Here is a 12363-nt window from a genome sequence, read left to right on the forward strand (position 1 = left end):
GTCAGATAGAGAAGTCACGGACTAAAATGGTTCAAGATGTTTCTCGGGTGCTCAAACATTCGGCTGAATGTGCCTTCACCGTTAACACTCACCGCCATGCTCGGCTTTCTGCTCCTTGCGAAACTGCTTCAAACGCCCACTCGCTCTTTGCACCGCCGCCATTTTTTCAGGCCGCTTCATGCGTTTCCACTTTCTGATGTCGTCCTTCGTCCGGCCACAACTCACACACAGATCACCCCTGAGCTGGCACACCGCGATGCATGGGTTTTCAATTTCTTTGGCCATCGTCAGTCACCCTTGACCAAGTCGCTTTTGCCAGTTGCCCTCATGAGCGCGCTGGCATTCCTCTTCGGAGTCAAGGCGAACATTGCGATCGGAGAGTTTCAGGTCGATGCAGGCTTCATTCAACGCAATGGCCGTCAGCTCAAAAATGCGCGCCTTCGCTTCAAGCTGAGCGTGCTGTTTGTCCGCCCGCGTTTCGAACACCCAGATCACCTTCAGGGTGTCAGCCAGCGCATTCAGGTCAGCCGTGTGGGTCAACCAGGTGAAGCCTTTGATCTCACTTTTTGCTGTCTCGCACGCTTCGGTCAGCGTGGCGATTAACCGGCGTTCGATTCGCGCCAGTTCACGTTTGCCGGGTGGCATGGCAATTTCCTCTGGGGCAGGGCAGAAGCGCTCAATCAGGCCGGTCGAAATTCGACCGTCAGGTGCCTGATTTCATGGACCGGCTGGAGACGTTCACGGATGGTGTCGGCGTTCGCAGTGGCGGCGCCAAGGACGCTGACGATGGCCGCATGGGCTTGGGGGCCGACCCGCCAGACGTGCAAGTCGGTGATGGTGGCGTCTCCCGGTTCTTCAACCAACTGGCGGATCTCCTCGGCAACGTGTGCGTCAGTCTGATCGAGCAATACGCCTGCGGTGACGCCCATCAAAGTCCAGGCCCACCGCGCGATAACGAGGGCGCCAACGATGCCCATGGCCGGGTCCAGCCATACCCAGCCCAGATAACGACCGGCGAGCAATGCAGCGATGGCCAGCACCGAGGTCAGCGCGTCCGCGAGGACGTGGACATAGGCCGATTTCAAATTGTTGTCGTTGCCATGAGGGGCATGGGGATGGCCGTGATGATCATGCTGATGGTCATGATCGTGCTCATGATCGTGTCCATGGCTGTGCCCGTGGCCCAGCAGCAGGGCGCTGACGATGTTGACGATCAACCCGGCAATCGCGATGAGGGTAGCGGTGCCAAACTGAACATCGGTGGGCTGCAAGAGGCGCATGACGGATTCAACGCCGATCCCCAGGGAAACCATGCCGAGAATAAGTGCCGACGCGAAGCCGCCCAGATCCCCTACCTTTCCTGTGCCGAAACTGAAGCGCTGGCTGGAAGCGTTGCGTTTGGCGTAAGCATAGGCGGCCGCGGCGATGCCCAATGCACCGGCATGCGTCGCCATGTGAAAACCATCGGCCAGCAGCGCCATCGAACCGGTGACATACCCGGCGGTGATTTCACCGACCATCATCACCACCGTCAGCGCCACCACCCACAGCGTACGCCTGGCGTTCTCATCGTGCGCCGAGCCCAGGAAGACGTGGTCGTGCAGGTAATTGATGTTCGGACTTTGCATAAGCGAGCGCCGGGATGTGTTCACTTGGAATAACGACGAATGGCTTCAAGCAGCTCTTCGACACCTTGGTTGCGCTCGGCTTCGCTGAGACCCGGATCTGCCACGTGTGCGCGCGCGTGGTCTTCAATGATCTCCTCCATCAGGCCGTTGATGGCCCCGCGAGTGGCGGCGACAAGGTGCAGCGTCTTGGCGCAGTCGAGGTCCGACTCCAACGCCCGTTCGACGGCCTGGAGTTGTCCGGCGATGCGTTTGACACGCTTGAGAAGATCGTTTTTGTTGGCTGCGACATGACCCATCGGATACACCCCTGGCTAGACGGGATGCAGCATAGGGGTACCCCCTATACCTATGCAAGGGTTGACTCGCGCACGGATCAACGATGGATCACTCCCGGTATGCACGCCGGACATAGCGCCGCACATCGTCCAGGGCAGGCACGACCGCCAGCATGCCGAGGACCAGCGAAAGCGGTACGGTCGCGGTGTACCCCACGTGTTTGAACCCGTACGCACCCACCACACCGCCGGTGAAAAAGCTCAATGCCAGAGCAGTCAACAGTTTCAGCCGCCCGCGGTTCGCGACCACTCGCGGTTGCCCGGGCGGTGTAGCGCCGTTCCAGTAGACGAGCTTGCCGAGTTCAATACCGATGTCGGTGACGATGCCGGTGATGTGCGTGGTTCTGATTTCAGCCTTGGAAACCTTGGTGATCAAGGCGTTTTGCAGGCCCATGATGAAACACAGCAGCATGACCGTGAGGGACACGACCAATCCGTCCACGGCCGCCAGCCCGGGGCCCAGAAAGCCGAAGCAGAGTAGTAAAAACGCCTCGAACAACAGGGGCAGGGCGAACGCGCTGTGCAGGCGTCTGCGGCGGGAATAATTGACCATGATGGCCGAACAGGCGGCGCCTGCCATGAAAGACAAGAGGGCGCTGCCCCCGCGCAGCAGCAGGTCGTACGCACCCAGCACCGCGTTATCGGCCATGGACGAAACGATGCCGGTCATGTGCGAGGTGTACTGCTGAACCGCCAGAAAGCCCCCGGCGTTGATGGCGCCGGCCACAAAGGCCAAGACAAACCCGAGGTGGCGGTTAGCGTCCGGTGTGCGTCTTCGGCCGGTCAGGCTGCGGATGTATCTGATCGCCATCAAAGGGTCCCGTGGCTGCTGAAGTTCCTGACGCCGTTTTCATCCGATCCGTGCAATCACCGCCTTGAGCCTACAAGACCCTGATGATGAACTGATCACTCACGTCGTCGGGTATAGCTCAGCAAGCGGTCGGACTCGGCCTTCACCACTGAATAGCATTCGCAGCTCAACCGTTCCAGTCGCGGGCGGTCAAGGACCTTGATCTGGCCCCGAGTGTATTCGATCACGCCTTGGCGCTGCAGCTTGCCCGCCGCTTCGGTCACGCCTTCTCTGCGCACACCGAGCATGTTGGCCATCAGTTCCTGGGTCATGGTCAGCTGATTGCCTTGCAGTCGATCCAGCGACAACAGCAACCAGCGGCACAATTGCTGGTCGATCGAATGGTGGCGATTGCACAAACCGGTCTGTGACATTTGCGCAATCAGGGCCTGGGTGTAGCGCAGCATGAGCAGCAACAGCTCGCCGTGACGATCGAATTCTTCCTTGAGTTTATGGCCGGGCAGGCGGAAGGCGCCTCCGGCACTCTGCACCACCGCGCGGCTGGACGTGCTCTCGCCACCCATGAACACGGCAATGCCGACAAGCCCTTCGTTGCCGACCACGGCGATCTCTGCGGAGGCGCCGCTCTCGGTAACCTGCAGCAGGGACACGATCGAATCGGTGGGAAAGTACACCTGACGCAAAATGTCCCCGGGCTCATACAGCACCTCACCCAATACCAATTGCACCCACTCCATGTGCGGCGCCAGACGCACAAGTTCTTCATCGGCCAGCGCAGCAAGCAGGTGGTTGTCGACGGGCTGCGGCGCGGTGTACATGGTGGAGCTCCAGGAGTGGGGACGACCAACGGAGAGTACTCCAGTGCAGCGCCGGCGCTGGAGGTCAATCATCGGCCGCTTTCGCGTAATCCACCGGCTTGGGGGCTGCCGGCTGCGAACCGCCGCACTGGATGCGAACCCAGCGCTCCACGCCATCGTCCACCAGCGTCAGTGTCATTCCGTCCACCGGCGTGCCATCCAGCGTCATCGAGCTGCCGGCCGTCTCGCCACGGACCACCTCGAAGTGGTACTGCGTCCCTGCAAAGCGGTAACTCAGGTTGAACCCCGGCCAGTCCTCCGGCATCAACGGCTTCAGCTGCAGCAGGTTGCCGCTGCGCTGAAGCCCCAGCAGTGACTCGACGCCCAACCGGTACATCCAGCCAGCGGAGCCGGTGTACCACGTCCAGCCGCCGCGCCCCGCATGGGGTGCAGTGCCGTAGACATCGGCCGCCATCACATAGGGTTCGACTTTATACGTGTCGATCCTGGCGCTGTTGAGGGGGTCGGCCGGGTTGATCATGTGCAGCAATTGCCAGGCCTTGGCCGTGTCGCCCAAGTGCGCGAACGCCATCGCCGCCCAGACCGCCGCATGGGTGTACTGCCCACCGTTTTCGCGCACGCCCGGCACATAACCCTTGATGTAGCCCGGGTCTTGCAGACCCTTGTCGAACGGCGGATCGAGCAGCAGGACCGCACGGATATCCGGCTTGACCAGGTACTGATCCACCGCTTGCATCGCCCGTTGCTGCCGGGCGGGTGATCCGGCGCCGGACAACACCGACCAACTCTGGGCGATGGAGTCCAGCCGACACTCATCGTTGACTGATGAGCCCAGAGGTTGCCCGTCGTCAAACCAGCCGCGGCGATACCACGCGCCATCCCAGGCAGACGCTTCCAGGTTGTCGCGCAGCTGTTTCGCCTGTTCACCGCAACGTGCAGCGAATTCGCTGTCGCCGTGGCGTTCGGCGACCCGCGCAAAGCGCTCAAGCACATGGCACCCGAAGAAGCCCAGCCAGACGCTTTCACCCCGGCCGAGATAGCCCACGCGGTTCATGCCGTCGTTCCAGTCGCCACTGCCCATCAGCGGCAGACCGTGTTCGCCACGGCTCAGGCTGTGCTCGATGGCGCGGACACAGTGCCGATACAGCGGCTCCTGCAAGGGAGAGAGACCGGGCAGGTCGTAATAGGATTCTTCCCCCGGCCCCAGCGCGCGCCCTTCGAGGTAGCCGGCGGGTTCGTCCAGCACGGACAGATCACCGGTGACCTCGACGTAGCGGCTGGTGGCGGCGACGAGCCACAGGAAATCGTCGGAGCAGGCCGTGCGCACGCCTCGATTGAGGGGAGGGTGCCACCAGTGCTGAACATCGCCCTCGGCGTATTGATGATTGGCGCACAGCAACAGATGCGTCCGCGCAGCCGCCGGATCGGCATGAATCATCGCCATGCTGTCTTGCAACTGATCGCGAAAGCCGATGGCGCCACCCGACTGGTAATAACCGCTGCGGGCGAGAAACCGGCAGGCGATCACCTGGTACATCAACCAGCCGTTGAGCATCACGTCCAGGGCCGGTACCGGGGTCTTCACCTGAACCACCGAGAGCACCGAACGCCAGTGGTCTTTGACTTTCTGCAACTGCTCCGCCGCCATCTGCACGCCTTTGTAGCGTTGCGCCAACTGGGTGGCTGCCTGGGGATTTTTCTCCGCACCCAGGCGCAAAATGACTTCGGTGCCTTGCCCGTGTGCTAGCGCCAACGTCACTTGTATCGCAGCGCACGGGTCCAGACCGCCACCGGTTTTTCCCGACAGCCCCTTGTGCCGCATCGCGGCGGGCGACCGCAGGCTGCCGCAACGTCCGATGAATTCGGTACGGTCCGCCGTGACACTGTGATCGACGGTGTCGGTGTCGAAAAACGCCACGCGCTCGCTGAATTCCACCGACCAGGCGTTGCGCGCAAACAGTGCGCCGCTGGCAGGATCCGAATGGGTGACCACGTGCATGGCTGATTTGCTGCGCAGATCGCCCAGCACCCACTCCACATAGCCGGTCACCGTCAGGTTGCGCTCACGCCCCGAGACATTGCGCAGCACCAGCCTGGAGAACTTGATCGGTGCATCCAGCGCCACGTAAACCCAGAGCTCGCTGTGGATGCCGTCTTCCTCGTGCTCGAACACGGTGTAACCAAAGCCGTGGCGGGTTCGGTAAGCGCCAGTGCCCGAAGCGGGTTGCGGGGTGGCCGACCAGAAGTGGCCGGTGTCTTCATCGCGCAGGTAAATGACCTCGCCGACGGGGTCGCTCACCGGGTCGTTGTGCCAGGGAGTCAAACGGTATTCGTGGGCATTTTCAGCCCAGGTGTAAGCACTGCCGGACTCCGAGACCACCGTGCCCATCTGGGCATTGGCAATCACGTTGGCCCAAGGAGCTGGCGTGGGATGGGAGGCCGGGGCGTTGATGATGTACTCGTCGCCGTCCTGGCTGAACGCACCGTAAGCGTTGCTCAGTGGCAGCGAAACGGGCAACGGCGCAAGGGCCTTTAATGGCGCTGGCACATGAACCACGGTAGCGACAAACGGCGCGTGCACCCGCACCACGCGGCGGCGGTGAACCTGTTCGGCCAGGGTGCCCAGGCCTTCGGAAAACACCAGCCGCGCGGCCGACAGGATCAGCGTGCGGTCTTCGTTGGACATCTGCTGCGCCATACGCACGAATATGCCGCCCGGCCGATCCACCAGCGTGGCTTCGCTGCCGGACGTGACCAGTCCCATGATCGCGTCCTGCAGTTGCTGGCGATAACCCACCTGATCTTCGTTCCAGATGAGGAGGTCCGTCAGCAGGCCTTTCTGACGCCAGTAGGCGTGGGCCTGAATCATCTTCTGGACCAGCTCGATGTTCTCAAGGCTTCTGACCTGCAACAGCACGATGGGAAGGTCGCCTGAAATCGACTGCCCCCACAGGCCCTGCTGATTGCGCAGGTTGGCCGTCAGCACGGTGCTGTCGGCGCGCAAGCCTGCGTTGGCGTAAATCAGGGAAGAGGCCATCTGTTCAAACAAACGGGCGTCGGCGGGGGAAACGTTGAGCTGACGCAGCAGCACCTGGCTGTGGGTCCATGACAAATCGAAGACCCGGTCCGCCAAGTGTCGGTCCCGGTACTTGTTGATCAGCGAGAGGCAGTCTTCGCGGCTGTCCGCCACGCCCGTGACCAGATCGATGGTGCCTTGCTGCCCGGGCTGCAGGGTAATCCGGCAACGGATGGCGACAATCGGGTCCAGGACCGGGCCGGCGCTGCCTGACAGTTGCTCGCAGTCCGGGTCCAGCGCGGCCGGCGACTGGGTGCTGCGGCCTCGGCCAATGAAGCGTGCGCGGTCGGTCTCGTAGGAGATGGCCTGGATATCAACGCCATGGGCCGCCAGCAGGTGGCACATCCACGGCGTGTGTTCATCGCTGGCCCGCGGGCGACGGCTGCAGACGATGGCTTGCAGCGGCAGCAGCAATTCGGTCTGCACGAATAACTTGCTGAACGCCGGGTGCATGGCGTCCGTTTCCGGTGACGCCAGCACCACTTCCGCGTAGGTGGTGATCTCCAGCGTCTTCGCAGACTCCCCGCGGTTGGTCACGTGCAGGCGCCGCAGTTCGATGTTGTCTTCAGGGGAGACGACGATTTCCATGTGGGTGTCGAAACCCAGTTCCCGGGTGCGAAACTCGGCGCGGGCATCGCTGAAAATAGCCTCGTGGCTCTCGGCCCGGTGCAAGGTCGGCTGAAAGGCACTGGACCAGACGGCGCCCGTGGCAACGTCTCTCAAGTAACAGAACATGCCCCAGTTGTCCCGGGTCGCATCTTCATGCCAGCGGGTGGCGGCCATGTTGTCGAGGCGGCTGTACCCGCCGCCGGCGCTGCTGAGCATGACGTGGTACCGGCCGTTGGAGAGCAATTGCACTGCCGGGCGCTTATGCCCCGGGTTGGCAAACACCCTCAGGTCGTTCTCTTGCCCGGCGCCGGTATCACTGGCGGCGGGCTGCTGGGCGGTTTGCAGGTAAGGCGCGGCCACTTTCGGCACCCGCTCTTGCAACAGCAGCAGGGCCGATTGCAGGGTAGGGTCCGACTCAAACCGCCGTTGCATCGGCTGGTTGAGCAGCACGCTGGTCAAGGCCAGCAGGCTCATCCCCTGATGATGCGCCATGAAGGACTGCACCCAAGCGTAACGCTGGCCTCGCGGCAGACGCGCTTCAGTGTAATCGACCGCCTCGTAGAATCCGTAGCGCCCGCAGGCGCCTTTGCGGGCCAGACGCTGCAGGTTTTTGCAGGCCGCGTCGGCGTCCACCATCAAGGCCAGGACGCTGGCGTAAGGCGCGACAACCACGTCGTCGCCCAGGCCGCGCTTGAGGCCGAGGGCCTGAACGCCGAACGCCCGGTACTGATAATTAAAGTGCGCATCCAGTGTGTAATAGCCCGATTCCGACACCCCCCACGGGATGCCCAGACGTTTGCCGTGTTCGATTTGCACGGCCACCGCCGCTCGGCAGGTCTGGTCAAGCAGGCTGCCGTCGTAGTTAGGCATGACCAGCATGGGCATCAGGTATTCGAACATCGAGCCGGACCAGGACATCAAGGTCGGTACGCCAGCGGAGTCGCCGAGCAGTCGCCCGAGGGTGAACCACGCCCGTTGGGGAATCTGCCCCTGTGCGATCACCACGAAGTTGGTCAGGCGCACTTCTGACGCCAGCAAGTCGTAATAACCGGTGTCCAGACGACGCTCGTCGGCGTTGTAGCCGATCACGAACAAGTCGCGCTTGTTGTCATAGAGCAGGGAGAAGTCCATCTGCGCCAGATCGCTCGTCAGCAGAATCAGGCGATCGATCCGGGCGATCGCGTCGAGGGCCGTTCTGCGCACTGCTGCTATGCGCGGGTGATCCTCCGCAGCCCAGTCAGCTTCGTCCAGCCGGGACAGCGCCCGCAGTGTGCGGCGACGGGGTTGGCGGCCGGCCAAAGGCGGCGGCAGTCGATAACGTTCGAGGGCCGCGAGCCAGTCATCACACTGCGCGAGCAAGGCGTTTTGCCAATACACGCTGTCTTCGCTGCCACCGGCTGCCATGGCTGCAACCCGGGCACGGACGGTCTGTAACGCCGTCAACAGCGCACCGGTGTCATCGGCTCCGGCGGGCTCGTCGAGCAGGGGGTAGAGCGCGGTCAACGTGCCAGCGGTGTCCGTCGTTTCAAGCAGCGTGTCCAGCGTGATGCGCAGGCCCTTGAGCATGGCGGCATCGAACATCGCAGCGTCGGGCAGCTGGATCAAGCCGGCGCGCAGGGTCAGCAGGTGCCCGGCCAGGTTGCCGCTGTCAACGGTGGAGATGTACTGAGGGCGCAGGGGCTTGAGTGTCTGCGTGTCATACCAGTTGTAGAAATGTCGTTGGTACCGCTCCAGGCTGTCCATGGTGTCCAGCGATGCGGACAAGCGCTGCAGCAGTCGGTCGGTGCTGAGGTAACCGAAGTCGTGGGCGGCCAGATGCGCGAGCAGCGCCATGCCCATGTTGGTCGGCGAGGTCCGGTGGGCGATTACCGATTTCGGCTCCTCCTGAACATTGTCAGGGGGCAGCCAGTTGTCCTGGGGCCCGACGAAGTCATCGAAGAACGCCCACGTCCGCCGCGAGAGCACCTGCAGGAAGCGCAGTGCGTCCACCGAGGGCTCGAACACGGCATTTTCCGGCATCGCGCTCAGGCGCCAGGCGATCCAGGGGCCGGCAGCCCAGGCGAGCAGGAACGGCATGGCAATCAGCAGAGCCAGCGGGTCATTCATCAAACCGGCCAACCCGCAGAGGGCGAGGGCAGGGCCTGCCCACATTTCGCGGTAGAGCCCCGGCAGCGGGTTCTGCGTGTTGCGCTCCACTTCCCGGGAGGGTTGCCACTGCAATAACAGGCGACGGCTGAACAGGATGCGCCAGAGCGAACGGGCAATGGCGCCCACGCTGTAATACATCTCGAACGGCAACCATGCGACGGTGGCAGCGATCTGGGCGAGGTCCTGCCCCAGACTCCTGCACAGCGCGGCCAGGTATTGCCGGTAAGGCACGTTCAACGGCGGTTGCAACCCGTCGGTCAGGGTCCTGAGCAACGGTTGCATGACCAACAAGCCGACCACCGCCAAGGTCCAGGCCAGCGGTTCACTGCTGGCGAACCAGCCCCAGGCCAGCATCAGCAACACTGCCGCCGGCTCAAGGCTGCGGCGCAGATTGTCAAGAATCTTCCAGCGGGCCATGACATCGAGACGGTTGCGTGCCCATTGGCCGCGGGTATTCAGGGTCCAGGGCAGAATCCAGGGGATCAGCTGCCAGTCGCCGCGAATCCAGCGATGGCGTCGCTTGACGTCCACGCTGTAGCGAGACGGGTATTGCTCGTACAACTGCACATCGCTGAGCAGGCCCGACCGGGCGTAGCAGCCCTCGATCAAATCGTGACTGAGGACCTGGTTGTCCGGCAGACAGCCCTCCAGCGCACTGGTGAACGCGTCGACATCGTAGATGCCCTTGCCGATGAACGAGCCTTGTTTGAACAGGTCCTGGTAAATGTCCGAGACCGCCCGGGTGTAGGGATCAACGCCGCCGCCACTGCCAAACAGGCGCGAATAGATCGAGCGGGGGGTGCTGGTCAGGCTGATGCCGACCTGGGGTTGCAACAGCGCGTACCCGGAAATGACACGCTCACGTCGCGCGTCGAACACCGGGCGGTTCAGCGGGTGCATCATGGCGGCCACGCACTGGCGGGCAACCTCTCCCGGCAGGAGCGTGTCGGTATCCAGGGTCAGCACATAACGCACCGCGCCAAGGGCAGAGGTGTCGCCCACGATGGTGGTAAAACGGTTCTCGTCCGCACCCCGCAGCCAGGCGTTGAGGTCAGTCAGCTTGCCGCGTTTGCGCTCGTGGCCCATCCAGGCGCGTTCACTGGCGTTCCAGCGGCGCGGGCGGTGAAACAGGAAGAACCGCGCGGGCAGTTCGTCCGCGTACTTGCCGTTGAGTCGGTTGATCGCCGCCGCAGCATAGTCGAGCAGGTCTGCATCCGCTGCCTGCACTTCGGCCGGCGCATCGAGAAAGTCGGTCAGCAGCGCGAAGAAAAGATTGCTGTCGCGATTGGCGAGGAACCTGACTTCCAGGCCTTCCACCAGGTCGTCGACGTCCGCGCGCGAACCGATCAGCGTCGGAATGGCGACCAGCGTGCGCGCTTCATCGGGAATCCCGTTGGCGTAATCCATCTTCGGCAGCATGGCGGGCAGCAGACTGAAGGTGACCAGCCAGTTGATGAGGCTGAAGGCCAGGCGACTGGTCATGACCAGGCAGGGCACTGCCAGTGCGATGAGCGCGAGATCAGGCAGCCCGTCCCGGTGTGCCGAAGACAGCAGCGGCAGCGCAAAAATAATGGTCAGGGCACCGGCAGGTGCCAGGTAAAACGTCAGCGGTGAGCTTTGCAGCAGGCGTTTCCAGCGTTCGTGAAAGGGCACACGGGCGCCCAGCTTTTGCTCGAGCACCCCAATGCCGGGGCCGACCAGGAAATACCCGATATGGCGGGCGAGATCGTCTCCGGCTGACGCGTCCCGGTGTTCTCGGGACAGCGCCACAACGGTCTGCGCGACGGACATTTCAGTGCGTCCACTGCGCCTGGCCAGCCGTTCGATGACGTGGCGATAGCTGTCGCGGGTGGCGAAGTCCATGCGCGGATAGACCTCGGCCGGGTCCTGTTGAAGGGTCTGCTCGACATGGCTCATCCCTTCGACGAATTCACGCCAGGGGGTCGCTGACAGCAGGCGCAGGCTGGCGATGCTGTTGCTGATGGACATCTGATCCGCCGACTGCTGCTGCGCATCGAATTGCACCTGCCGCTCGATGCTCGAACCGGTCTCGGCGAGCAACTGCTCGATCCAGTTGAGCGGCAGCGCCAGGGCAGCGCTTTGACCCTGCAACCGACGGGCGAACTCGGCAACGAAAGCAGCGGTCGTGGGCGGGGACGAATGGGCCATGTCAGCGACAGTCAGCACCACGCTTTTCACGTCGTGCTCGGACACCTCGATGAGCCGCTCGGCCCAGTCATCCGCCAGATTGCGATCGTCCCAGTTGGCCATGACCCGGGAGGCCACCCGCCGCAGGTTTTCGATCAACGCCAGGCGCAGCATGATCGGGATGGCCCACAACTCGCCCAGCGCCAACGGCATGACCGTCTGGTACGACACCACGAAGCGCGTAAGGCTCAGTTCGTCAAAGCGGCCATCACCGTGGGAAATGGTCTCCAGGGCAATGTCGTACACCCTCGGCAAACCGCTGGAGGGCCCATTGCTCAGGCGCGGCAACTCACGGCTGTAACCTTGGGGCAGGTGCGACCTGGCTGTGCGGATGTGATCTTCAATCAGGAAAAAATTATCGAGCAGCCACTCGGCGGCGGGGGTGATCCGGCGGTCGGAGGCCTGGGCCTCAGTCAACGCGCTGCAGCTTTCCTTGAGCAATGCCTCGTTGTCATCCAGCCTGCCCAGCAGGAAGTCCCGCGTGGTCACTGCACCGAGCTGATGCTGAGTGGCCAGGTCTATGCCGTGGCTGGCCATCTGGTCGGCGTTGAAGAGTTCGGCGCGCAGCAGTCGCTCGTAGGCGAACGCCAGCTTCGGGTGGGCCCCGGCGCGACCCGCCAGCCTGACCCGTGAGATCGCCTGTTTGGTGCGTGTCCATGTGCTCGTCATTAGTTTCCCTGAAATGACTTGCACTCCGGCGGACGCAGCGTTTTGGGCGGTGTGCGCAGCG

Annotated in this window: 7 protein-coding genes; all 7 read right to left on the reverse strand. The window is 62.9% G+C overall.

What is annotated here, in order from left to right; genetic code table 11:
• Positions 1 to 81: 81 nt before the first annotated feature.
• On the reverse strand, positions 82 to 285 hold the full coding sequence (locus M1E04_RS10640) for a DUF1289 domain-containing protein (protein WP_369319619.1): 204 nt from the start codon (positions 283 to 285) through the stop codon (positions 82 to 84).
• A gap of 6 nt (positions 286 to 291) precedes the next feature.
• Entirely contained in the window at positions 292 to 645 is a 354-nt protein-coding gene (locus M1E04_RS10645; RefSeq protein ID WP_369319618.1) for a hypothetical protein, read from the reverse strand.
• Between the two features lie 35 nt (positions 646 to 680).
• A complete protein-coding gene (gene dmeF, locus M1E04_RS10650; RefSeq protein WP_296311992.1) occupies positions 681 to 1628 on the reverse strand; it encodes a CDF family Co(II)/Ni(II) efflux transporter DmeF in 948 nt (315 codons plus the stop codon).
• Positions 1629 to 1648: 20 nt separating this feature from the next.
• On the reverse strand, positions 1649 to 1924 hold the full coding sequence (locus tag M1E04_RS10655; protein ID WP_192130313.1) for a metal/formaldehyde-sensitive transcriptional repressor: 276 nt from the start codon (positions 1922 to 1924) through the stop codon (positions 1649 to 1651).
• Between the two features lie 88 nt (positions 1925 to 2012).
• Positions 2013 to 2774, reverse strand: coding sequence for a YoaK family protein (locus tag M1E04_RS10660; protein ID WP_456292928.1), 762 nt, complete (start codon positions 2772 to 2774; stop codon positions 2013 to 2015).
• Between the two features lie 95 nt (positions 2775 to 2869).
• Positions 2870 to 3592, reverse strand: a complete 723-nt coding sequence (locus tag M1E04_RS10665) for a Crp/Fnr family transcriptional regulator (protein ID WP_192130315.1) — start codon at positions 3590 to 3592, stop codon at positions 2870 to 2872.
• 64 nt (positions 3593 to 3656) lie between these two features.
• A complete protein-coding gene (locus M1E04_RS10670; RefSeq protein WP_456292929.1) occupies positions 3657 to 12302 on the reverse strand; it encodes a GH36-type glycosyl hydrolase domain-containing protein in 8646 nt (2881 codons plus the stop codon).
• Between the last annotated feature and the right edge of the window lie 61 nt (positions 12303 to 12363).

The sequence above is a fragment of the Pseudomonas sp. AK106 genome (assembly GCF_053903055.1).